General features: G+C 63.3%; 20 protein-coding genes. 7 read left to right on the top strand and 13 right to left on the bottom strand.

Annotated elements, in window-relative coordinates; translation table 11 throughout:
- Window positions 1-17: 17 nt before the first annotated feature.
- From asnB (GE027_RS09815) to GE027_RS09760, 12 genes are all read right to left on the bottom strand, one after another.
- Window positions 18-1,940 carry an asparagine synthase (glutamine-hydrolyzing) gene (gene asnB / locus GE027_RS09815; protein WP_153557018.1) on the bottom strand — a complete coding sequence of 641 codons (1,923 nt, stop codon included), beginning with the start codon at window positions 1,938-1,940 and terminating at the stop codon, window positions 18-20.
- Window positions 1,941-2,003: 63 nt separating this feature from the next.
- The gene (locus tag GE027_RS09810; protein ID WP_153557017.1) at window positions 2,004-3,062 is read right to left on the bottom strand and encodes a glycosyltransferase family 4 protein; all 1,059 of its coding nucleotides are present in this window, start codon (window positions 3,060-3,062) and stop codon (window positions 2,004-2,006) included.
- Window positions 3,050-5,026: an asparagine synthase (glutamine-hydrolyzing) gene (asnB, locus tag GE027_RS09805; protein ID WP_153557016.1), complete on the bottom strand. Its 1,977-nt coding sequence runs from the start codon at window positions 5,024-5,026 to the stop codon at window positions 3,050-3,052. The genes GE027_RS09810 and asnB (GE027_RS09805) overlap by 13 nt, the downstream gene beginning before the upstream one ends.
- A gap of 10 nt (window positions 5,027-5,036) precedes the next feature.
- Window positions 5,037-6,089 carry a glycosyltransferase gene (locus GE027_RS09800; protein WP_153557015.1) on the bottom strand — a complete coding sequence of 351 codons (1,053 nt, stop codon included), beginning with the start codon at window positions 6,087-6,089 and terminating at the stop codon, window positions 5,037-5,039.
- Complete coding sequence (locus tag GE027_RS09795) at window positions 6,086-7,522, bottom strand: oligosaccharide flippase family protein (RefSeq protein ID WP_153557014.1); 1,437 nt, start codon at window positions 7,520-7,522, stop codon at window positions 6,086-6,088. Before GE027_RS09795 ends, GE027_RS09800 begins: the two co-directional genes overlap by 4 nt.
- Window positions 7,519-8,925, bottom strand: a complete 1,407-nt coding sequence (locus GE027_RS09790; RefSeq protein ID WP_153557013.1) for an O-antigen ligase family protein — start codon at window positions 8,923-8,925, stop codon at window positions 7,519-7,521. The genes GE027_RS09795 and GE027_RS09790 overlap by 4 nt, the downstream gene beginning before the upstream one ends.
- A gap of 17 nt (window positions 8,926-8,942) precedes the next feature.
- Window positions 8,943-11,279, bottom strand: a complete 2,337-nt coding sequence (locus tag GE027_RS09785) for a GumC family protein (RefSeq protein ID WP_153557012.1) — start codon at window positions 11,277-11,279, stop codon at window positions 8,943-8,945.
- Entirely contained in the window at window positions 11,266-12,414 is a 1,149-nt protein-coding gene (locus tag GE027_RS09780; protein ID WP_202617378.1) for a DegT/DnrJ/EryC1/StrS family aminotransferase, read from the bottom strand. The genes GE027_RS09785 and GE027_RS09780 overlap by 14 nt, the downstream gene beginning before the upstream one ends.
- Window positions 12,415-12,419: 5 nt before the next feature.
- Entirely contained in the window at window positions 12,420-13,016 is a 597-nt protein-coding gene (locus GE027_RS09775) for an acyltransferase (RefSeq protein WP_153557010.1), read from the bottom strand.
- Between the two features lie 42 nt (window positions 13,017-13,058).
- Window positions 13,059-14,105 (bottom strand): Gfo/Idh/MocA family protein, encoded by a 1,047-nt coding sequence (locus tag GE027_RS09770; protein WP_153557009.1) that lies wholly within the window; start codon window positions 14,103-14,105, stop codon window positions 13,059-13,061.
- Between the two features lie 46 nt (window positions 14,106-14,151).
- On the bottom strand, window positions 14,152-14,811 hold the full coding sequence (locus GE027_RS09765) for a sugar transferase (RefSeq protein WP_162006659.1): 660 nt from the start codon (window positions 14,809-14,811) through the stop codon (window positions 14,152-14,154).
- Between the two features lie 262 nt (window positions 14,812-15,073).
- Complete coding sequence (locus GE027_RS09760) at window positions 15,074-15,643, bottom strand: NUDIX hydrolase (RefSeq protein ID WP_153557007.1); 570 nt, start codon at window positions 15,641-15,643, stop codon at window positions 15,074-15,076.
- Window positions 15,644-15,885: 242 nt separating this feature from the next.
- Here GE027_RS09760 and GE027_RS09755 point away from each other — a divergent pair, with 242 nt between their 5' ends.
- The 5 genes from GE027_RS09755 to GE027_RS09735 are packed head-to-tail and all read left to right on the top strand — an operon-like array spanning window position 15,886 to window position 20,297.
- Window positions 15,886-16,554 (top strand): RNA polymerase sigma factor, encoded by a 669-nt coding sequence (locus GE027_RS09755; protein ID WP_153557006.1) that lies wholly within the window; start codon window positions 15,886-15,888, stop codon window positions 16,552-16,554.
- Between the two features lie 2 nt (window positions 16,555-16,556).
- Complete coding sequence (locus tag GE027_RS09750) at window positions 16,557-18,014, top strand: hypothetical protein (RefSeq protein WP_153557005.1); 1,458 nt, start codon at window positions 16,557-16,559, stop codon at window positions 18,012-18,014.
- 26 nt (window positions 18,015-18,040) lie between these two features.
- Entirely contained in the window at window positions 18,041-18,919 is an 879-nt protein-coding gene (locus tag GE027_RS09745; protein WP_153557004.1) for a hypothetical protein, read from the top strand.
- Complete coding sequence (locus tag GE027_RS09740) at window positions 18,882-19,871, top strand: NADPH:quinone reductase (protein ID WP_153557003.1); 990 nt, start codon at window positions 18,882-18,884, stop codon at window positions 19,869-19,871. The genes GE027_RS09745 and GE027_RS09740 overlap by 38 nt, the downstream gene beginning before the upstream one ends.
- A complete protein-coding gene (locus GE027_RS09735; RefSeq protein ID WP_153557002.1) occupies window positions 19,872-20,297 on the top strand; it encodes an OsmC family protein in 426 nt (141 codons plus the stop codon). It begins immediately after the preceding gene.
- A 127-nt stretch (window positions 20,298-20,424) separates the two neighbouring features.
- Here the strand turns inward: GE027_RS09735 and GE027_RS09730 are convergent, their stop codons facing one another.
- Window positions 20,425-21,009, bottom strand: a complete 585-nt coding sequence (locus tag GE027_RS09730; protein ID WP_153557001.1) for a dCTP deaminase — start codon at window positions 21,007-21,009, stop codon at window positions 20,425-20,427.
- Between the two features lie 249 nt (window positions 21,010-21,258).
- On the opposite strand from GE027_RS09730, the gene GE027_RS09725 reads away from it, so the two are divergent.
- A complete protein-coding gene (locus GE027_RS09725) occupies window positions 21,259-22,023 on the top strand; it encodes an LON peptidase substrate-binding domain-containing protein (RefSeq protein WP_162006658.1) in 765 nt (254 codons plus the stop codon).
- Window positions 22,024-22,122: 99 nt separating this feature from the next.
- On the top strand, window positions 22,123-22,779 hold the full coding sequence (gene folE, locus GE027_RS09720; protein ID WP_153556999.1) for a GTP cyclohydrolase I FolE: 657 nt from the start codon (window positions 22,123-22,125) through the stop codon (window positions 22,777-22,779).
- The last annotated feature ends 36 nt before the right edge of the window (window positions 22,780-22,815 follow it).

Here is a 22,815-nt window from a genome sequence, read left to right as displayed (position 1 = left end):
TGCGGTTCGGCCTTGCCTCAGCAACCGGAGGACGTTTGACAGGGTGTGGCTGTAGCCGACGGAGTCTGCGGCGCATCGATAAAACGTCGCATCCACATTTCCAAACTGATCAAGCCCCATAGTTCCGTCGCGTGGTCCGCGTAGCCGGACTGGTGTCGCTGGACCAGCCGTCGCACGACTCGGCAATCGAACAGATCGCGGCGGCGAATCGTTTGCTCGGACAAGTTATCCTCGACCAGTTCTCGAGCCTCATGACGCAGCCAGCGGTCGATCGGAATAGGGAATCCCTGTTTGGGACGATGGATGATCTCCGCTGGCAGCCATCGCTCGGCCACGCGGCGCAGCAGGTACTTGCGGGTGCGACCGCGGATCTTCAGGTCGACGGGCAGAGCGGCCGCAAACTCCACGACCCGGTGGTCCAGCAGCGGCACGCGGGCTTCCAGCGAGTTGGCCATCGACAGTTTGTCACCGCGGAGCAACAGGTAATCCACCAGCCATGCCTTGGTATCGCAGTACAGCATGCGGTCCAGCGGATGCGCCGCGTCACAGCCTTTTAGTAGAGCGTCGTAAACCGGCCTTGCCCCGGCGGCCAGGTGCGCCGGCCAGTTCGCCAGCAGGCTGCGTTTGCGATCGTCGGTAAACATCGGGAACCAATTGGCAAACCGCGTGGCCTGGTCGCGATAAGACAGCGCATTGACCGCTATCTTGCCTCGGCGCAGGCCCGGCAGATGGGAGCACACGCCCCGCATGCCGCGCCCGACCAGCGGCGGCAACCACCGCGTCAGGGCCGCATAGCGATCGCCTTGGTACCGCGCGTACCCGGCGAACAACTCGTCACCCCCCTCGCCGGTCAGCACCATTTTGACGTGTTGCCGGGCCAGTCGGGCGACCATGTGCGTGGCCACGGTCGCCTGATCGGCAATCGGCTGGTCCAGATGCCACAGCACGTCTTCGGCGTGCTGGACAAAGTCCTCCGCGGTGATCTGGAAACTGTGGTGATCGCAGCCGAAGCGGCGGGCGACCTGCCGGGCGTAGGGCAGTTCGTCGGCGCCCTCACTGCCCGCAAACCCGACCGAAAACGTCTGCACCGGTGCATCCAGTTGTTCGGCCATCAGGGCGACAATCAAGCTGGAGTCGACGCCGCCGCTGAGGAAGGCGCCGAACGGCACATCGCTGCGCAGTCGCAGGCGGATCGATTCCTTCAGCAGCCGCTCCAGTTCTTCGATGTATTCGGCCTCACCGCGCGGCGATCCGGACGGCTTGGCGAACGATACGTCCCAGTACTGTTCGATCTTTACCGTGTCGCGGTCCGCCAGCAGGAAATGTCCGGGCAGCAGGCTGTGGATACCGGCGAACATAGTCTGCGGGCCGGGGACGTATTTCAGCGACAGGTAATCGCTGAGTGCCCGCTGGTCCAGTTGCCGCGGCACGGCCGGGTGCTGCAGCAGCGCCTTGATCTCCGAAGCGAAGACCAGGGTTTGGCCGCGCCGCGTGTAGTACAACGGTTTAATGCCCAGGCGATCGCGGGCCAGGAACAAACGCTGCGTGAGGCTGTCCCAGATAGCGATCGCGAACATACCTCGCAATGCTTCCAGACAGGCGGCGCCGCGTTCTTCAAACAGGTGCACGATCACCTCGGTGTCGCTGTGCGTCCGCAGGACGTGTCCCCGAGCGCTCAACTGCGCGCGAAGTTCGCGATAGTTGTAGATCTCGCCGTTGAAGACGATCGCATAACGGCCGGACTCGTCATACATCGGCTGGCTGCCACCGGCCAGATCGATGATGCTTAATCGCCGCATCCCCATGGCCAGGTTGCGATCGATCTCGCGGCCGTCCTCGTCGGGACCACGATGCCGGATCGCCGCGAGCATCCGCTCGAGTACCGCGGCCGACGCCGGACGCCGATCGTCCATTTCAAGAATGCCAGCGATGCCACACATGGAGACGGTCGGGGGAAAGAACGCAGGGGACGAGCACGAGAGAAAAGTCAGCCGGAGGTGAGGTCATTGTAGTTGGGGCCCACGGCCCCGTCTGTTGGAGTGCGAAAACGGGACCCCAACGCCGCTGGAACGGACACCGCTGGAAACGGCCGTGTTGTAGACCTCGAGGATCTGCTGGGCGACGCTGGTTAAATCCAAGCCTCGATCCAAAATCGCCTGCCGAGCGGCCACGTGTGGCCGCGTCAACACGCGATCCACCGCGTGGGCCAAGCGGTCGGCGTCGCGGGGGCAGACCCAGCAACCCGGAACGTCCTGCAACATCGTTTCGACGTCCCCAACGGGCACGCCGATCACGGGGGTGTCGCAAGCCATGGCTTCCTTGACCACGTTGGGCGAGCCCTCGATCAGAGAGGTCATCAGCATCGCGTCGCAGGCGTTCATGTACCAGGGAACGAGATCCGGCTGGACACCCCACAGCGGAATTAATTGGATCGGTTGGCCGCGAAGTTTTTCGGCCGCGTTAATCGTGGCGGTCGCCAGGGCGTGGCCTTTGCGCGGGTTGTCGGGGTCGCCCGGGAACAGCACCAGGGACTGGTCGACCGGCAGATTCAAACGCCGCCGCGCTTCGGCCTGCGGACGAGGGCGGAAACGCTGGGGGTCCACGCCGTTGGGGATCACGGTGCAGGGCGTGGGCGCCAGCACATCGGCCATCTCCTGGCTTTTGACGATGACCGCCGCGGCTTTCGGAGCCAGTCGACGATTGGCACGAACCATCCAGCGACTGAATCGTTCCAGGTCGCCAGCGGCGTTGATCGGTGTGCCCAGCAGGTCGTCGCCCATAAAGGAGATCACCAGCGGCGCGCTCGAGCGCGACCACTGCGGGGCGAGATGCGCCAGCCAGCCGCAGTAGCCGAAGTGAGCATGGATCAAATCGGCTCGACCCGCCAAACGTCGCAGACGAGGAATCACCTGCAAGTATTTGAGTTTGGGAATGCCACGCATGTCGACCACATCGATCTGCAGGCCCAGCGCTCGCAGCGATTCGATTTGCCGAGCGCAGGGGGCCATGCTGCCCGGCGAATCGGCTCGCGGTAGTTCCGGACAAACCATCAAGACCCGCACGAATTCACCTCCGTCGCAGCCCGCGTGACATCCCTGCTGGAACGGTTGGCATCCTCTGCGACGTACTGCCGGTGCCAGGAGGCAAACGAGAGCAGCAGCCAGATCCGGTTGGCGTGGTCGACGACACCGCGACGGTGTTCCTCCAGCGTTCGCTGCACCACGTCGCGGCGGAAAACGTCGGCCGGAAGATGGCTGTCGAGCGTGTCGTGCACGAACGGTTCCAGGCGGCCGCGGAACCAATCACGCAGAGGGACGCTGAATCCTTGTTTGCCCTTGTTCAGGGCTCGCGGCGGTAGACGACGGCGAAGCACTTCGCGGAGCACGTGCTTGCCCTGGCGACCGCGAATCTTCATCGGTGTCGGCATCCGCGCCGCCAGTTCGACCACGTGGTGATCCAACAGTGGCGAACGGACCTCCAACGCGTGCGCCATACTCATCCGATCCACTTTGACCAAGATGTCATCCTGCATGTAGGACTGCACATCGATTTCGGTCAAACGGCTGACCAGATCACGGTCGCTGCACAGCACTTGCCAGTGATCGGCCGGCAAGTACTGCTCGCCCAAGTACTCCGTTTCGGCCAGCACGTCGGGAGTCAACAAGGATTGCAGCCGGGCGGCGGACCAAATGGATGTCTTGTCGCGATAGGCGGCGACCAATGGCAGGGCGCTGTCCCGCAGAACTTTGGCGACTCGCAAGGCGGAATAACGCTGCCGCGTGGGCAGCAGTCGCGAGGCGGATTGAACCGCGCCCGGCAACAGATGACGTCCCAACCAGTAGGGCACGCGCCGCCGGTAGGCCTGGGCAAATAGGGCGCCGCGGTAGGACGAGTATCCCGCGAACAGCTCGTCCCCGCCGTCGCCGCTGAGGATCACCGTGACGTGTTGTCGAGCGAGACGAGCGACGTGGTAGGTGGGAATAGCCGAAGCGTCACCGAACGGTTCGTCGCAGTGCCGGACGATCGCGTCGAGGGTGTCGGCGAAACCGGTCGCCAATTCGGATTCGTTCAACCGCAACAGGTGATGCTCGGTACCAAAATGTTTGGCAATCACCTCGGCATCCTGCGACTCGTCCCACTCCCGACGGTCGAAACCGATCGTAAAGGTCTTCAGCGGTCGCAGTCCGGCTTCGCTGGCATAGGCGACCACGGCACTGGAGTCCAGCCCGCCGCTTAGAAACACGCCCAGCGGCACCTCGCTGTGCAGCCGCACCCGCACCGCTTCGGCCAGCGCCCGATCCAATTGTTCCACCCACGCCTCGGCCGGTTGAACGTCGTCGCTTTCGAAACGCACCGTCCAGTAGGGCTGGATACGGAATTCGCCGCTGGTCGCATCGAACACGCCGTAATGGCCGCCGGGCAGACGTTGGATGTCGCGATAGATCGTATGCGGTTGATGCAGATATGCAAACTGCAGGTAATGACCCAGCCAGCGATAATCCGGACGGTTCAGTTGTGCGTTTTCCGCCAGCAGCGACTTCATCTCCGATCCAAACCACAGCCGCCGCCCGTGATGGGCATAGAACAGTGGTTTTTTGCCCAGCCGGTCACGCGCCAGCAGCAGCCGCCGGCGACGGCCGTCCCAGAGGGCCAGCGCGAACATGCCCCGCAGGTGTTCGAGGCAGCCTTCGCCGTGCTGTTCGTACAAGTGCGCGATGACTTCGGCATCGGATCCGCTGGTGAAACGATGCCCCTGTTGCTGCAGCCGGCGACGCAGTTCGACGAAATTGTAGATCTCGCCGTTGCAGACCACGTGCACGTCGCCCGTCTCGTTGGTCAACGGTTGTTGGCCGCCGGCGACATCGATCACGCTCAAGCGGCGCATGCCCAGGCCCACACCTGCCTCGACGAAACAGCCCTCGTCATCGGGGCCGCGGTGTTCAATCACCCGGTTCATTCTCGCCACGGCTTGCCGCAGCGCGTCGGGCGACATCGCGGGGTCGATCAGTCCGGCAATTCCACACATCGGTTTCTCTTCAGCGTACGTGGATCACGTCGGTCGGGTACGCTTCGACCGGTTGCGGTTTGGTGCGGACAAAGGAAATGATCGTCCGCAGCGTGCTGACGGCGCGCACCAGGACCGACAACAGAGCCCGGTGTACGCTGCGCTTTTTGACCACGACCGCGGCCGCCAACAGGACGAGGGCGGCAATCCACCACAGTACGGTTTGGGTATAGATGGCCACCGGCAAGGCCAGCATCAACAGCAACGCCGTGACGGCGAAAGATACCACGTACGGGATGGCGTCCCTGCAATACTGAATGCCGCCGCCGTACAGGGAGCTGTATCGAATGACCGCGCCGTAATCGTACATCCTGGTGCGGCTGCGGCGAAGCACTTCGTGCAGCGTATCGCGCCGCTCGGTGTACTTGATGGCCATCCGGCCGCGGATCCGGGCCAGTTGAAAACCGGCGTTGCGAAGGCGCAGACACAGCTCGTCGTCCTCGCCGGTGGGCAGATGCGGATTCACCGGTCCGGCCTGCTCGAGCGCCCTGCGGCGGTACATCGCGATCCCGCCCAAGGACTTGCAATCGACTTGCTCGCGGGACGTGTCCTGGCCGAACACGTTCTTCTGGCCGCCGTGACGATGGCCCCGAGCATCGACGTAGTGTTCATCCAGGACGCCGGCGATGGCTCCGTAATGGGGATGGGCGTCCATGAAGGCCACCGCGCGGTGCAACCAATCCGCTTCGATCTCCGCATCCCCGTCCAGGAACAATACGTACTGGCCGCGGGAATGCCGCAGCCCGGTGTAACGTCCGGCGGCGACACACAGCGGCCATTCCGGGCGGAGCTGCAGCACGCGGATCGGATAACCGGTCGCGATTTCGACGCTGCGGTCGGTCGATGCGGAATCGACGAAGATCACTTCCAGGCCGGCCGCCGCTCTCTCGGCGGCACCGGTCAGACCGTCCGCGGCGGCCAAACTGGATTCGATCGAGCGGCCGATGAACTGCTCCTCATTGCGACCGATGATGACCACGGTCACCTTGATGTCGGTGGCCGTCGCGGCAGACGTTTCGTTCATTTACTGGATTCTTCAGCTGCGAGACGGAGGAAGGACGACGGATCGATGCGCACAAAGGCCAGGATCATGTACAGCGACAGACCGATCGATAAAGCGGCGTAAGGGTGCACCGGAAGCAACGCGATCGTGGCGACCGCCACGGCGGTGGGGAACAGCAGACGCACTACTTCGCGGCCCAGTTGCAACCGACCCACGCCGCGATGGAAATGCCAGTAGTGCTGAGCCAGGTTGACTGTGCTGGCCACGACCGACGTTACCGCCGCGCCGATCAGCCCGTAGTAACCGATCAACAACAGGCCGGCGAGCGCGTTGGTCACGACGTTGACGACGACGATACTCAGCACCGTGCGGTCGCGCTGCACCGCCCACAACCCGTGGCCGAGAATCGGGTTCAGCGGATCCAGCAGCAGGGTCAAACTGACGATCTGAAAAACGATTGCTCCGGCGCGAAAATCAGGGTTCCCATACACCACGCCCAACAGGTCACCGGCCAGGACAAACACGCCGATCGTCGCCGGTATCGCCAGCCGGAGGATGAAGCCCAATAACGGCCGGGCCATCGCCGCAACGGCTTCCGCGCCCCCGCGGGCCGCCGTGACCAACTGCGGGAAACAACTGTGCCCGACGCTGCGATAAAACATCTGAATCGGCTGCAGCAGTTGATAGGACGCACCCAGTAACCCCAGTTCCCGTTCGCTGGCGAATTTGCTCAGCAGCACGCCCGACAGCGCCGCCCCGATCGCTTGCATGCCGTCGGTGCCCAGAAAGACCATCGACCGCCGCAGCAGCATCCAGGACAGCTGGACGCGCGGCCGCCGGCGGTCGCGACGCGGAATCGTTTGCATCGCCAACCGGTGCATCGTGATCCAGGTGACCGTACGCGCCAGAACGATGATCGCCGCCACGGCGAGCACGCCGTGCCCTCGCTGGATCGCGACGAAACTGCCCACGACCAACAGCACATTGCCCGGTACACAGCCCAGCGTGATCAGGTGCATCCGTTGACTGCCCTTGATCACCGCCTCGGTGATCATGCTGAGCGCATACGGCGGGACGGCCAACGCCAACAGGACGATCACCAACACGGTTTGACGCTCGTACTGCATCGCGACGGCCAGCAAGATCATCGCAGCGGTGGCCAGCGACGAGGCGAACAGGGCGGCCAAATAACCGTGCCGCAGCAGGCGATGGGTGGCGCGAGGATGCCGCGCCACCTGCCGCGTCAGCGCGACCGGCAACCCCGCAACGGCGAACACATGAAACGTGTACAGCAGCAACAGCCCCAGCGACAACTGGCCAAACTCGTGCACGCTGGCTTGGCGTGCGAGGATCGCATAGACCAGGAACGTGCCGGCCTTGTTCAGCACATCCCCGCCGAGAACCGCCGCGGTGTTCACAGCGATGCGTTTCAAGCTGTGTGTCGATCCGCTCACGCAACCGCTCCGGTTTGCGGGCCGCCGTCGCGCCGCGGCACGCCATCGTCCCGCACGCCATCGCCCCGCACGCCATCGCCCCGCACGCCATCGCCCCGCACGCCACTGTCGCGCGGGCGGAACGCAATCAGCCCCACGGCCATCGTGATCGCGAGAAACTCATATCCATCGCCGATGAACGCCATCTCGGTCAATCCGCTGATCAAGGCCATGGTCAGCAGAGCGGCCACCAGGCGGAGCGCGGGCGAGCGGTACAGGGCGGCCAGCCGCAGGCTGCGAACCAACGTCCCCAGCGCCAGCAGCAATCCGCCCAGCACTCCCACGGCACCCAGGTTGACCAGCGATTCGATGTAGGCCGAATGGCTGTGGGCCAGCGGCCAGCCGTTGCGGCGTTCGAATTCATCCAGCCGCTGCTGGGTCCAGAACGCACCGTATCCGTAACCGGCCAGCGGCCGCCGGGCGTACAGCTGGAGGGCCTGGTTCCAGATCGGCAGTCGTCCGGTCAATTTGCTGGGATCGGCCAATTCCGCGTCGCGACCCAGCGTCAACACCTGTTCCAGCGGCAGCGTGGCCCCGCGAAGTCCGGCGGTCACCAACGCCGCGCCCGCCAAACAGCCCGCCACGATGCTTCCCACCGCCACGCTGCGAAGGGTCAGATGCGGCCAGATCAAAACGCCTCCGGCCAGTACCGTAGCGCCCACGCCCGTACGCGCCTTGGTCATCAGCAGAAAGGCCACGGCCAACGCGACCAGCACCAGATACCGGCGCCGCCGCTGGGCCAGGAATGCCGCCAGAGCGGCCAGGGCCAACATCCCGCAGTTAAAGGCTTGTTTGGCCGGATGAAAGATGCCGCTGAATCGATACTCCTCCGGGGTGGAAAAGAACATGCGATAGCGCAGCTCGACGCCGATGCTGACTATCAACAACAGCGACGAGAGCAGGATGATCGCCAAGCAAAACGCACGAGGCTGCCAGTGCCGCGACAAGCCAAATCCGGCGATCGTAATGCACGCGACCACGATGCCACGCTTGAACGTCATGGCCGGAACCTCGGACCAGAGCGTGCTGGACAGCACAAACGCCAACAGCCCCGCGGCCGGAAGCAGGATGTGCCACACCGGACGTTGGGCCGGACGGGTGGGTAACAACCACAGCAGCAAGCCCATCGCCCCCAAGGTCAAAAACGCCACCTGCCGCGACAGCGTGGCGCCGACTCGCTCGCCCACGGTGATTTCCGCTCCGCCGCCGGCCGCCCACTGCGGACTGCCCGAGACCACGATCAAGACCGCCGCGATCACACCCAGCGGCAGCCAGAAGCGAACGAGCGTGGCGGCCGGAGCAGCGGTTTGCCGGCGAAGCGAAACGCCGGAGCGGGGCCGGGCGAGCGGGAGGGCTGAAGTCATCACGAACTACCTTCGAGCTAGACCCGTTGGCCCACCATTTTTCGCAGCCACACCGGCAGGTAGCGGCGTGTTTTGTTCAGAACAATGCCGATGATTTCGGTGTCGCTGTCGGCCAAGCGGCGCAGCAATCGTTCGGCCGCTTGGCACTGGGTGTTTTCCGATTCGATGACCACCAGCACACAGTCCAGATGTTGGGCCAGAGCGATCGCCTGATCGGGTTGGTCGGGCGAAGGCAGGTCGACCACCAACAGGTCGCAGTCCCGCTGGTAGGCGGAAAGCGCTTGCGCGATCTCCTCGGCGCTGGCACTCAGTTCCTGTTGGTTGTGCTCAGCCGCCGAGGCCACCAGTTCGATCGGCAGATCGCCGGCCGGCTGCAGGCACTCGTCATGGGAAGCGTGTCCGCCGACCAATTCCACCAGTCCCGGAGTCCCGTTCAAACCGAAATGGCGGGAAACCGATCGCTGGCGGGTGTCGGCGTCGACCAGCACCGTTTTCAGACGCGCATCACTGCCGCCGATTTCCGCCAGTCGCGTCGCCAGCGTGCTGGCCCCGGCGCCGTTGTCCACGCCGATCACGCCCAGTGATTGACCGCGGCCGCCGTGACGCCGGCGATGATTCAACAAACACTCGGCCAAGACCACCTGACACTGTCGCCGCAGCAAGGCGGATTCCTTCAGCCGCGGATGATCGATCCGGGCCAGTTTGGGAAGCGTCGCGACGACCGGCAGCCCCAGTTGATGCTCGACGTCCTGTTTGGTTCGCAGCGAATCGGCGGTCCATTCGCGCACAAAGGCCAATCCCAAACCGCCGCACAACCCCAGCATCAGAAAGCCCGCGGCCAGCAGATTCTTCCGCGGGCTGACCGCTCGTTGGACGATCGTTGCGGGCTGGAAGACGTGGACGTTGGAGATTTCTTGGGCCTGCAATTGTTCAAACACCCGAGCCTCTTCCCGTTTCTGGCGAAGGATCTGCAAGCTGGCCTCCTGGGCTTGGATGTCACGTCCAGCGGCCGCCAAAACCTGTTCATCCTCCAGCAATTGGTCGATCTGCTGTTCGACCTCCTCACGCTGCTGGTGTTTCAGTTCCAGCAGCGACTGCAGCCCGGCAACCTGGGTTTGCTGCTGCTGGAGGTTTTCCAGCAACCGAACCTTGGTCGGGTTGGGGGTGGTGCTTTCGTCGACTTGCGTCTGTTTCAAACTGGCTAGGATCTCGCGAGCCCCCTGCAGTTGGCCGCGAATCTGTTTCAGTTCCGGATGGTCTTCGGTGCGGTTGGCGGTCAAGTGCTGTTCGGCCAATTCCAGTTCGTAGATCCGCTGCCGCATCGCGCTCCACGTCGCGTCGCTTTTGGAAGCCACGATTTCGTCTTCGCTGGCGTCCAGTTTGGTCTGCAGGTCCTGCGCTTCGGATTGGGCTTGATGGAGGTGTCCACTGGCCAGGACGAGATCGCGATCGATGCCCGCCAAACGCTCTTTCAACAGATCGCGACTGGCCTCCAGCGAAACGATGTGGCGCTGCTGCATGTACTGGTTCCGCTCGCCGATGCGCTCGGCCAGACGCCGTTCGGCTTCGTCGGCCTGCTGTTGAAAGAACGTAAACGATCCGGTCGTGTGGGCGCCGCGAAGGTGTTCATCCATGAAAGCATCGGTAACGGCCGCCGCGATCCGTTGGGCCATCTCCGGCGTCTCGGACACCGCTTCCAAAGCGATCACCGTGGACTTGCTGGGCGAGTGGATGCGGAGGTTGTCCTGCAGCGACATCACGGCCAGTTCGCGGTCACTGAGTTCATCCTTGATGCCGGCGGCGCGGAGCACGTGGAACAGGCCGCCAGAGACCTGTTGTTTGATCTGGGCCAGCAGCGGCGCCGGGCCCGCGGAACCATCTTCGCCGGGAAGCTTGCCGTCCAGGATGGCGGCGGGGCCGAGTTGATCGACCACGCGCTCGGCGATCTCACGACTGTTCAAAATCTCCAGCGCCGACACGATCTCCTCTTCCTGGGTCTTCTGCAGCATCAGCGTCGCGCTGGTCGTCGCCGTGGGATCCAAAGAAACGCTTTCGTGTCCGGCGCGAATGCGCAGCTTGGCCACCGAGTGGTAGCTGCGCGGGAAGGCCAGGATGGCCAGCCACCCGAGGGCCATGCCCAACAGCACGCACAGCGCGATCAGCCGTTTGTGCATGAAGGGGATTTCCAGCAACGCTCCCAGATCGTTGCCGCGTACCGGACCGCGGTCCGCTGCCGGACTGGGCGGTGCGGGATTCCGCGGCGCCGGAAGCGAACGCGCCGCAATCGAAGGTGTCTCGGCCGGAGCGGTGGTGCTGAGCGCTTGACTGGATCGATTCGGATCAGACCGATTCATGGGCCGACTCCTGAGACGTGGCAAAGGCGGCAACCGCCGCGGCGACACGGGCCACTTGGGGACGCGTCATTTCGGGGTACATGGGAAGCGATACGATTTCACCGGCCAACCGGCTGCACTCGGGCAAGTCTGGCGGGACGGTTCGCGCCTGGCGAAACGGCTGGGCCCGGTTCAAGGGATGGGGGTAGTGGATGCCGCAAGCGATTTGTTGTTCGGCCAGGTTGGCGATCAACGCGTCGCGGCGAGCCGTCCGGATCACGAACAGGTGGTAAACGTGCCGCGCATCCTCACGCTCCGCCGGCAAGACCACGTCGCAGTCCGCCAATTCCTCGCGGTACCACCGGGCGACCTTGCGACGCCGCTGGGTCCAATCTTCCAGATGCCGCAGTTTGGCTAACAGGACACAGGCCTGCAGGGTATCCAGACGACAATTAAAGCCCAGCAGGTCGTGGCGGTTCTTTTGTTTTTGGCCGTAGTTCCGCAGGGCGCGAAGTTTTTCCGCCAACGCAGGATCGTCCGTCACCGCGGCTCCGCCATCGCCAAAGGCTCCGAGGTTCTTGCCGGGATAAAAGCTGAAGCAGCCGATGTCGCCGAACGATCCACAGCGACGTCCGCCGTGTTCGGCGCCGTGCGCTTGGGCGGCGTCTTCGATGATTTTTAAACCATGCTGCCGAGCCAGTTGGCAGATCGCCGTCATGTCCGCCGGTTGGCCATACAGGTGCACCGGAATGATCGCCTTGGTCCGCGGCGTGATCGCTCGTTCGATCAGTGTTACGTCCAGGTTAAAGTCCTGCGGCGAGACGTCCACCAACACGCAATCCGCGCCGGCGTACTCGACCGCCAGGGCCGTCGCAGCAAAGGAGTTGCCGGCCGTGATCACTTCGTCGCCCGGTCCGATCTCCAGAGCTCGCAGCGCCATGTGAAGGGCCTCGGTACCGTTGGCCATGCCCACGCAGTGTGCGGTTTGGCAGTAGGCGGCGAAGGCGTCTTCGAACTGCTGGACCTCCTGGCCGAGGATGTACCGAGCCTCGTCGATGACCGCGCCCATCCGCTCGAGCACTTCGGCTTTGAGGGCTCGGGATTGCGTCTTGAGGTCTACCAGCGGGATGGGAGCCAGATCGTGAGGCATATTCATCGGCATCAGGGCGTCGCCGAAGCGGCCGCGTTTGGGTGAACTCGGCTGGCGGCGGTCTCGCCGCACACCGAGCAGTCGCAGTGCAAGTAATGTCCGGCCAATTTCTGACCACAACGGCATACATAGTCTACTTGGCGGGCCGGAGAACCCATGACCAAGCTGTAACATTCCACGTCTTGGGTCACCACCGAACCGGCGGCGACCATCGAATAGCGGCCCAGGTGGACCCCTGGGCAGAGGATGGCGCCGGCCCCAATCGATGCGCCGCGGCCCACCGTCGTCTTCACCAACCAATCCGCCTTGTCGGCATACCGCGGCGGCGTCGGATGCATCCGCGGCGAGCGTGGGTAGCGATCGTTGGTGAACGTAACGGCAGGACCGATAAAGGCATCGTCTTCGATCCGAATACCTTCCCAGACCAAAACCGCGTTTTTGATCGTCACCCGGTCGCCCACGACGGCGCCGGATTCAATGAACGCATGGTCCCCGATATTGCAGCCGCGACCCACGCGGGCCCCACGCATTACGTGCGCAAAGGCCCACACATTGGTGTCGGCAGGGATCGCCTGCGGGTCGTCGACCAAAGCGTGGGAGTGGATCATGGCGAGTGGCGAGTGGCGAGTGGCGAGTTTCAAATCATCCCCTCAAGCGGTGACCGTTGGGGGCGGGAGGGGCTGGAGCGTTTGGAGGCACACCGGATGGCCGCCGCTGTGCAGCGAAACCTGCGCGGCTTCGAGCACTTGGACAACCTGCAGGCCGTTGGTGCCATCGGTCCGCGGCAGGTCGCCCTCGGCGATGCAGCGCAGGAATTCCCCGCACTCGGCCTTCAACGGTTCCTGTTCCTGGATAAACGGGCTGTAGCTGCCGCCGTAGCGATAGGCGATCTGGAATTCTGCGAAATCGCCGGTCGCGCTGCTCGGCCGATCGATGCCCTTGTCGAAGACTTTGATTTTTTCCTGTTCCAGGTCGTCATACACGGCCATCTTCTTGTCGCCGACGACCGTCAGTACGCGTTCTTTGCGCGGGTCCAACCAGCTGACGTGGACCATTCCCATGCGCTTGTCCGGAAAGTTCAAGGTCAGGTTGCAGACGTCGTGGATGCCCGGATGCAGCCGATCAAAGCCACAACAGGTTACCGACGTGGGCGACTGGTCCAGCAGGTACAGCATCATCGAGATATCGTGGGGGGCCAGGTCGTAAAGGGCGTTGACGTCGCTGCGAACCGGACCGAGGTTCAAGCGGCGGCTGCTGATGTAATTAATCTTTCCCAATTCGTCCGAGGCGATCAACTCGCGCAGCTTGATCACCGGCGAGGCGTGCAGGAAGACGTGGCCGACGAACAAGCACCGGTTGCGTTCTCCGGCCAGCCGTACCAATTCGCGACACTGCTCGGTGGATTCGGCCAACGGTTTTTCGACGAACACGTGCAGATCCCGCTCCAACGCCCGCCGGGTCAGATCAAAGTGGCTGGCCGTGGGCGTGGCGATCACGACGGCGTCGACCAGATCGCGATCGAGCAGGGCGTCGAAGCTTTCCAGCGGATACACGCTGGGATAACGATCCTTGATCTGCAGCAGGTGATCGTAATTCTGGTCACACACGGCCGTGACCTTGCAGTCGTCCAGGTCCGAGAAACAACGGACCAGATTGGGACCCCAGTAGCCCAGGCCAATAATGCCGATGCGAATCATAGGTGTTACTCATCAAGGTGGTGAAAGGCGGCCCCGGCGGGGGCCGCTACTCGTTGCGTTCCTGCACCAGAACCCGCACGGTTCGCAGCAGGATCTGGAGGTCTAGATGCAAACTGCGGTTTTCGATGTAACGGATATCCAGTTCGATCATCTGTTCAAATGTCAGGCGGTTCTTGCCGCTGACCTGCCACAGGCCCGTCATCCCGGGCAGGACTTCGAAACGCCGCAGCTGGACGGGTTGGTAGTCGGCGATCTGCATCAGGTCCGGTCGCGGCCCCACCAAACTCATCTCGCCGCGGGCGACGTTCAACAATTGCGGCAATTCATCGATCGACAGCTTTCGCAACAGCTGTCCGCCGGGAATCAGATCCGCCAGGTAGTCGGGTTTGCGATTGGGAGCATCACTGCCGGCCTGGCGATTCAGGTAATCACGGTGGCCTTGGTCACGACTGACCGGGCTGACGTGCATGGTGCGAAACTTGTAAATCCAAAACGTCTCGCCTCCGTGGCCGAGTCGACGTTGGCGAAACAGCACAGGCCCCGGTGAGACCACCTTGATGAACACGGCCACCGCGGCGAACAACGGCATCAGCAGCGGCATCAGGATCGCTACGCCCGCCAGATCAACCGCTCGCTTCCACCCCGGCGTTGCCCTCTTGAGGATCGCCGGGGCGGTTGTCAGTGGCGGTGGGGCGTCGAGCAGCACCAACGTAGTCGTCCAAACGAAAGAGACGTTTGTTTAGGAGGCCCAACAGGCCGCAGTCACCTGGAAACTGGCCCCGTTTTACCTGAATCACGCCCCGTCACTCGACAACCGTCCCCCGCGGCCGGTTTAACCGTTGCCGCCGGAGCCCGTTTGCGCCATGAGAACCTGTTCACGCCGCTGTAGCCCGTTCGGGCATGGGCCAAAAATGGCTTGAGTGGACAAGACGGTAGGATAGCTGCTCGTTGGCCTTTGTCCAATATTTTCATGGTATTTCTTCGCCGGTTCTGGCCGCTGTGGTCCGGTCGTGCAGGTCGCGCCCGAGCAGCAGACCGACCAGCGTCTTGGCGTCCTGAATGCCGCCGCGGCGCAGCTTGGATTCGATCTCAGGCCACGATAGCAGGCGGTTACAAATCTGTTCACCCTCTTCACGACGGGGCTGAGTCTGGGTCAGTTGTGTTGCCACGAACAGTTGCATCTGTTCGTCCAGAATGCCGGGTGCCGCGAAGAAGCTTTGGACAAAACGCAAGCGGCCGGCGACGAATCCTGTCTCTTCGACCAGCTCGCGGGCCGCCGTCTGCTCGGCGGGCTCGTCTCGTTCCCGCGTGCCCGCCGGCAGCTCCAGCAGGTTGCGGCCGATCGAGTAGCGATAGTTCTCGATCATCACCACTCGGCCATCGTCCAGGATCGGCAGAATGACCACCGCGCCGGGGTGCCGGATGATCTCTTTCTCGATCAGGGCTCCGGAGGGCAATTGCGTTCGGACGCGATGGACCTGAAACCGCGAGCTGCGGAACAGGATCTCTTCGCCTTCGGGCTCAGGCGTGTCGGTCATGGATGGTTCTCCAATGAAAGGGGCCGGGTTCCAACCGCCGCGGAACCTTCGGGCCGCCCCGCGGTTTAAAGGTTTGCAGTGTGATGGGGTGAGTGCTGGAGCAGCGGAAAGGCGGCGGCGGATGATGGCCGTTTCCGGTCTACCACGGGTGATCTAGACTAGATGTGTAAGGTGAATCGGGGAACCGGAAACAGTCAACTCTCAGCGGTGCCAGGGTTTTGGTGGTCAGTCCTTCCACAGCGATGCGGTATCAACAGTCCGATCCGGATGTGCGGTTGATGCTGCGCGTCAAGGAAGACGACGTCGAGGCGTTCGAGGAACTGGTCCAGCGTTATCAGGGGCGGCTGGTTCGGTTGCTCGAGCACCTGGGGCCGCGCCGAGATCTGGCCGATGACATGACGCAAGAGGTGTTCCTGCGGGTGTTCCGGGCTCGCAAGAACTACCAGCCGGGCGCCAAGTTTTCCACCTGGCTGTTTACGATCGCCGGCAACGTCGCTCGCAACGCGGTTCGCTCCAGCGGTCGGCGGCAGGAGGTCAACGAGGTCGACGCCGGCAGCACGCCCTCGGGCAGCCAGGCGGCGGTGTTGGCGAGCCTGGCGACCGATGCCAGTGGATTGATGCCCACGCGGCAGATCGAGGGTGCCGAGCGAGCCGAAGTCGTGCGGGCCGCGGTCCAGATGCTGAACCCGCGGCAACGCGAGGCGTTGTTGTTGAGCAAATTCGAAGGGCTCAGTTACTTGGAGATTGCTGACGTCATGGGCTTGAGCACCAAAGCGGTCAAATCGTTGCTCAGCCGAGCGCGTGTCAACTTGAAAGATCTATTGGTTCCCTATGTCGAAGCCGGCGTCCTTTCGGTCGACGTCGTCGCTGGCAATGGAAGTTCGCGTCCCCAGCATTCAAAGGACCGCTGAGTATGTCGAACGAACCGAGCCGTGAGGATGCTTTGCAGAATACCGGCGGGGCCGATACCGCGGCGGTCGATCCGATCGACGAGCAACTGGTGGCCTACCTCGATGGTGAACTGCCGCCGGAGCAGCGGGGCGAGTTGGAGCAGCGATTGGTCGAGGATGCCCAGCTGCGCCGCCGCCTCCAGCAGCTGCAGCGCGGATGGCAGTTATTGGACGAATTGCCCCAGGCTTCGGTCAGTGACGGATTTGCGCAGACGACGCTGGAAATGGTCGCTGCGGACATGGAAACCACACCCGCCACGCGGCGTTCGCGCCGGCTCGGGGGCTGGCGGCTGCTGGCCGTCGCGCTGTGTACCGCCGCCGCCGTTTTAATCGGTGCGGTCGTCGTCCGGGGCAGCCGCCAGGTGGCTCTGCGGCGACAATTGGCCGACCTGCCTTTGGCCGAACATCTCGATGCGTACCTGGTGGCCGACGACCTGCCGTGGTTAACCCAGGTCAGCCAGAATGACCGCTGGTTGGAAACCGTCGACGCCGCGGAGGCTGCTGGAGGTTTTGGGCCGGCCGGATTGCCGCCGGCGAATTCGCTGCTGAGCCAGACGCCGGTGGCCCAGCGCGCGGAGGTGCTGGAGGAAATGGAACCGGCCCAGCGGAGTCGTTTGGAGTCGGCCTGGCAACGCTTTGAAAAACTCTCTCCGCAGCGGCAACAAGAAGTTCGTCAGCGAGCCGCCGCGGTGGCCGCGGCGGAGAATCCCGAGCGGTTGCTGCGAACCCTCGAAGCCTACGCGCGGCTGCGAACGAACTGGGCCGTCGAAACCCGCGAACAAATCGAACAGGGCAGTCCCGAGCAGCGTGCGGCCGCCTTTGCCAAAGCCCTGGAAGGTTCCAGCCGGTTGTGGCTGAGGCAGTTGAGCGACGAGGATTCCGAAGCCATCTATCGCGTCCTGCACGTGATCGCCGGCGACTGGGTGCAGCGGCTGGGCAACGAACGCGAGAGACGTTCCGGTTGGTGGAGCGGGCAGCTGAAGTCGCTGGCCGGCGACAGTGTTTCAGGACAGTTCAAGGAGGATCCCGAAGCGGCTCTGCTGCACTTTGTGTTCGTACGCCGGCGCGGTTGGTCGATGTTTCAATTGAGCGAGGATGACCTGTACGCCATGAAGTCGGTCATCAGCGACCCAGTCCTCGAAGCTCTCGACAGTTGGGTGCCTTCGCCGCAGGAACAGAAAGAGGTTCTGTATGGCTGGGCCATCGAAGCGGTGCGCCGCAAGACCCAGACGGCGCGCGTCGAAACGCTGCAGGCGCTGGACCCGGCAGACCGCTTGGAGGTGGAGCTGTCGCCGCCGCATGAATTGTTCCCGCTGTTGGAACGCAAGACGCGGGAAGATCGACGGGGCCGCCTCGGACCGACCGGCGGGCCGCGGCCGACGGGTCCTTCGGGACCGCCCGGGCGAAACGGGCGGTTTTAATCGGCCCCAACCAATGATGGATGGTTATGCCTTCCCAACCGTTACCGGCGGATGAACCAACCCCCATCGACCGGCCCGCCGTGATTCGCGCGCACGCGACGCTGCGGATCGTGGTCGGGCTGTATGCCCTGGGGCTGCTGCAGATCGGTTGGCAGCGCCAGATGGATTCGGCGGCGGACAACTGGCAGAGCATCGGCCAGTTGCTGGCCGCGGTGTCGGCCGCCACCGCGGCCTGGTGTTGGTCGGTGCGGCTGTGGCCCCTGGCGGCCGCCGGCGCTGCGATCGTCGTTCTCTGGCAAACCGCTGCGGTGCTGCTGGAGCCGGCCGCGGGCCCGGAGCCGCCGTGGCACCTGCGACGCGCCGCTCAGATGGTCGACCATCTGCCGCGGTTGGCCGCTCCGATCGCCTTGGCATGGCTGTGGCGATGGCGGCCGCGAACCGCGCCGCCGGGGAACACACGCTCTGCGGTCGATGTCAAAGCGGTGCGGCGGATCGGTTGGTTTCTGGCGGCCGCGGCCGCAGCCATGTTCCTGCTGCACGCAGCGAAATTAATTTTTGCGCCCGATTCGGTGGAGGTCTTTCTGACGCGTTCCTTCCAGCGCTGGTACGGATACTCGCTCGACCGCGACGCGGTACAAAGGACGCTGTGGACGATCGCCGCGGTGGATCTCGGGGCGGTCGCGGCGCTGGCGATCGGCCGCACCAGAGGGTCGCTGTGCTACATGGCCCTGTGGGGTATGATGACGGCGGCCAGCCGTGTATCGGCCTATGGGTTGTTCGCTTGGGAAGAAGCCTTCCTGCGTTCGGCCAACGGTGGCGCGGCTCTGGCCGCGTTGTTTCTTTTGGAATGCAGGGAGCCCGCGAACGATGAAAGCTGCGTACATCAAAAAGACCGGACCACCTGAAGCCATTGAGTATGGAGATTTGCCCGATCCGGTCGCCGGCCCGGGACAGGTCCTGATCCGTTGTGAAGCGGTCGCAGTGAATCCCATCGATACCTACATTCGCAGCGGTACGATCGCGATGGACCTGCCCCAGCCCTTCATCGTCGGTTGTGACCTGGCCGGCACCGTGGTCGAAGTGGGCGAAGGCGTCTCGGGGCTGCGGACGGGCGATCGCGTCTGGTCGACCAATCAGGGGTTGCTCGGGCGACAGGGCACGTTCGCGGAACTGGCGGCCGTCGATGCCGATTGGGTGTATCCCACGCCCGACGGTGTGGAATCCACGACCGCGGCCGCCTGTGCCTTGGTCGGCGTGACGGCCCATCTCGGGTTGAGCCGAGTGAAACTGCGGGCCGGCGAAAAACTGCTGGTCATCGGCGGCACCGGAGGCGTGGGATCGATGGTGGTGCAAGCGGCCAAGGCGTTGGGCGCCCAGGTGATCGCAACGGCTGGCAGCGATGAAAAGTGCCAGCGGGCCGAAGCCTTGGGCGCGGATTACACGATCAACTATCACACCGATTCGATCGCCGAAGAAACCAAGAAACTGGCCCCCGAGGGCATCCACGTCCTCTGGGAAACCCGTCGCGAACCCGACTTCGACCTGGCCGTCGACGTGCTGGCCCATCGCGGACGTATGGTCTTGATGGCCGGACGCGAAGCCCGGCCTGAGTTCCCCGTGGGACCGTTCTACGTCAACGAGTTGTCGGTGCATGGCGTCGTGATGTTCAAGGCCACGCCGGATCAAATGCGAACCGCGGCCGACGACATCAACGACTGGTTGACCGACGAGAAGCTCCAGCCGCACATCGGCCGCGTGATGAAACTTTCCGAAGCCGCCGAGGCCCATCGCTTGCAGGAACAGGCCACGCTGCAAGGTGAGAACTGCTTGAGCGGCAAGATCGTCCTGGAGATTTAAATGGCCGTCGAAATTACCGCCGTCTACCAAGGCCAGCTCCGGGTGCAGGCCACCCACGGCCCGAGTGGGGCCACGTTGGTGACCGACGCACCGACCGATAACGGCGGCCGAGGCAGCCAGTTTTCACCGACCGATCTGGTGGCCACGGCGTTGGGCTCGTGCATCCTGACGATTCTGGGATTGCTGGCCCAGCGGCACGCACTGGAACTGGAGGGAACCCAGGTGCAGGTGACCAAGGAGATGATCCCCAAACCGGTACGCCGGATCGGGGCCCTGCGCACCGTGGTGACGTTTCCTCCGGGAGCCGTGCCCGATGACTTTCGCCAACGGCTGGAATCGGCCGCCCACACCTGTCCGGTGCACAAGAGCCTGCACCCGGATATCGATGCCCCAATCGAATTCGTCTATCCGGCGGCTCCGGCCTAGTGCCGCGTCAGCATTGGATCTTGGGATCTGGCCGTAGCTGAACCACGCCAGACTTTGGACCTTTGCGCCGCCTCGGTCCAATCTCTGGCGAGATCCGCTACCCTCCCAGCGCCGCTTCGATGCGGCGCTAGTTCGACGCCTGTTTGACCAGTTCGTCGAAATTCAGTTCCAGCTGTTGATCCGAGGCGTCGTCGCCACCGATTTCACGGAACAGCTTGCTGGGTTGGATGTCGGTGGCGTTTTGATACTTGTCACTGTCGTAATCCTCGCACTCGCCACTGAGCTGGTGGTATAGGATCTGACAGATCTGGATTCCGGCGTAGATTCGGATCGGCTGGACGCAGTGGATCTGCAGGGTCCAGCAGCCGCGGTAACCGACATCGCCGAAGCCGCTGTTGGTGTTGACGAATAGTCCCAGTCGCGTCAGCGAGCTGCGGCTGGCCACCATCGGCACCAGGTTGCGGGTCTCGGTGTGTTCGACCGTGCGTCCCAGGTACAGCTGGCCCGGTTGCAGAACGCGTCCTTCGGGCGGAATGTTCAACCGCCGGTAGCGATTGGGCGTCCGCATGTCCAGCACGACCTCTTCGTAGGTCAACAGTTCGTCGTGCAGTGAAAGGTTGTAACTGTTCGGGTTCAGACGTGCGGCGTCGAAAGGCGAAATGACGATGTCCGAACCAAGTTCCCGCTGAATTTCCTTGCCGGAAAGGATCATGTTGGGGCTTTTTGCAAAGGCAATTTATGAACGCTGTTCGCACAGCAGGCGCTTGCATGATTGTCTAAGGCCCGAGGCCGGCTTGTCAACCAAAAGCTTCCGCGGTTCTTTGCGAAACCTTCATCGAGGATGCGGCCCAGCGGCTATCATGAACGGACGCCGTTGATGGAGCATGGTTTCCAAAGTGGGGGCCGTCGCCGATCGGCTGTTGTTACCCGTTTGGCTGTTGTTACCCGTTTGGCAGTTGTGATGAGCGAATTAGATCAACGCACCCGTTTGCCGGAAGATTTCGACGGCCGCGTGCGGCTGTTTCCCCTGCCGGGCTTGGTTGTGTTTCCCCACGCCCTGCAGCCCCTGCATATCTTCGAACCTCGCTACTGCGAGCTGCTGGCCGAATCGCTGGCGTCCGACAAATTGATCACGATGGCCCTGCCAACCGAACCGGTCCCCTCAACCGAACCGGCCCCCACAACCGAACTGGCTTCCTCAACCGAACCGGTCCTACCGCCCGAAACAGGCCGGCCGGCCCTGGAATCGGTGGTCTGTATCTGCAAGGTGATCAGTCACGTTCCCACCGAAGACAACCGCCATAACGTGCTGTTGTTGGGAGCCCAGCGGGCGAGGATTCTGCGTGAATTCGATACCCAGCGTTCTTTTCGGATGGCCGAAGTGGAGGTCCTGCCGGACGTCTATCCTCCCAACGGAGCGAGCGGCCGGGCGGCTCTGCAGACGCGGTTGTTGGCTGCCTTCAAAGCGCTGATTCCCGCGGCCGGCGAGGTTCACAAGAATCTGCACCAATTGATGGCCTCGCAGATGATGCTCGGCCCGATCACCGACATCATTGCCTATACCCTACAGTTTGACAGTCGGGCCAAGGTCCGCCTGCTGGGGGAGCCGAGTGTTGATCAGCGGGCGGAAGCTTTGACCGCGATTCTGGAGCGTCAAGTGGCGGAGGAGGCGGCGGCCGACGTGGCTCTGGAAGGTGGTTTTCCGCCCCCGTTCAGCCGGAACTGAAGGCTCCCCCCCAAACTGTGCGGCGCGTATCGGGCAGCCCCGTTTTGCAGTAGGATTGCGCTGTTGACGCGTAGAATCACTTTACCCGAAGAGAAATTGATGGAAGCTTCCGCATCATCTAATGTTACCGAAGACCGCGAAGGTGTTGGCGAGACCGTGTTGTATACCGATCGCAATGAAGCTCGTCCGCAGGGGGTCGATCTAAAACGTATTGAAGCGGCCGTCCGTGAGATCCTGGATGCCGTGGGTGAAGATCCCGACCGAGAAGGCCTGCTGGAAACCCCGGCTCGCGTCGCCCGCATGTACGCCGAGATGTTCGCGGGGCTCAAGCACGACGCCGGGCGTCACCTCTCGAAGGTGTTTACCGAAAAATACGACGAGATCGTTTTGGTTCGCGACATCAGCTTTTGCAGCATGTGCGAGCATCACCTGTTGCCCTTCACCGGCACCGCTCACATCGCCTACCTGCCCAGCGGAAAGGTCGTGGGGCTGAGCAAGTTGGCTCGCGTCGTCGAGGAGGTGGCTCGCCGGCCCCAGGTACAGGAACGGATGACCGAAACGGTTGCCGATCTGATCGAGAAACGCCTGGACGCTCGCGGAGTGGCCGTGGTCTGCGAAGCGACGCACTCCTGCATGACGATGCGTGGGGTTCGCAAACCCGGCAGCCTGTGCGTGACCAGTTCGATGCGGGGCGTGTTCCGCGAAGACTCGCGGAGCCGCGCCGAGGTGCTGGGGCTGATCAACCGCGGCGCCTAATTCGGCCGAGCCAAATCTGTGGCATAGGCATCCCGC

This window comes from Roseimaritima sediminicola (assembly GCF_009618275.1).
Lineage (GTDB): Bacteria > Planctomycetota > Planctomycetia > Pirellulales > Pirellulaceae > Roseimaritima > Roseimaritima sediminicola.
This window is presented reverse-complemented; position numbering and strand designations above follow the sequence as displayed.

Excerpts from the sequence above, each read along its gene's own strand:
- asnB (WP_153557018.1), bottom strand. The coding sequence starts at position 1,940 with ATGTGTGGCATCGCTGGCATTCTTGAAATGGACGATCGGCGTCCGGCG.
- asnB (WP_153557016.1), bottom strand. The coding sequence starts at position 5,026 with ATGTGTGGAATTGCCGGACTGATCGACCCCGCGATGTCGCCCGACGCG.
- GE027_RS09800 (WP_153557015.1), bottom strand. The coding sequence starts at position 6,089 with ATGAACGAAACGTCTGCCGCGACGGCCACCGACATCAAGGTGACCGTG.
- GE027_RS09790 (WP_153557013.1), bottom strand. The coding sequence starts at position 8,925 with ATGACTTCAGCCCTCCCGCTCGCCCGGCCCCGCTCCGGCGTTTCGCTT.
- GE027_RS09785 (WP_153557012.1), bottom strand. The coding sequence starts at position 11,279 with ATGAATCGGTCTGATCCGAATCGATCCAGTCAAGCGCTCAGCACCACC.
- GE027_RS09780 (WP_202617378.1), bottom strand. The coding sequence starts at position 12,414 with ATGAATATGCCTCACGATCTGGCTCCCATCCCGCTGGTAGACCTCAAG.
- GE027_RS09775 (WP_153557010.1), bottom strand. The coding sequence starts at position 13,016 with ATGATCCACTCCCACGCTTTGGTCGACGACCCGCAGGCGATCCCTGCC.
- GE027_RS09770 (WP_153557009.1), bottom strand. The coding sequence starts at position 14,105 with ATGATTCGCATCGGCATTATTGGCCTGGGCTACTGGGGTCCCAATCTG.
- GE027_RS09760 (WP_153557007.1), bottom strand. The coding sequence starts at position 15,643 with ATGACCGACACGCCTGAGCCCGAAGGCGAAGAGATCCTGTTCCGCAGC.
- GE027_RS09755 (WP_153557006.1), top strand. The coding sequence starts at position 15,886 with ATGCGGTATCAACAGTCCGATCCGGATGTGCGGTTGATGCTGCGCGTC.
- GE027_RS09750 (WP_153557005.1), top strand. The coding sequence starts at position 16,557 with ATGTCGAACGAACCGAGCCGTGAGGATGCTTTGCAGAATACCGGCGGG.
- GE027_RS09745 (WP_153557004.1), top strand. The coding sequence starts at position 18,041 with ATGCCTTCCCAACCGTTACCGGCGGATGAACCAACCCCCATCGACCGG.
- GE027_RS09740 (WP_153557003.1), top strand. The coding sequence starts at position 18,882 with ATGAAAGCTGCGTACATCAAAAAGACCGGACCACCTGAAGCCATTGAG.
- GE027_RS09735 (WP_153557002.1), top strand. The coding sequence starts at position 19,872 with ATGGCCGTCGAAATTACCGCCGTCTACCAAGGCCAGCTCCGGGTGCAG.
- GE027_RS09730 (WP_153557001.1), bottom strand. The coding sequence starts at position 21,009 with ATGATCCTTTCCGGCAAGGAAATTCAGCGGGAACTTGGTTCGGACATC.
- GE027_RS09725 (WP_162006658.1), top strand. The coding sequence starts at position 21,259 with ATGAGCGAATTAGATCAACGCACCCGTTTGCCGGAAGATTTCGACGGC.
- folE (WP_153556999.1), top strand. The coding sequence starts at position 22,123 with ATGGAAGCTTCCGCATCATCTAATGTTACCGAAGACCGCGAAGGTGTT.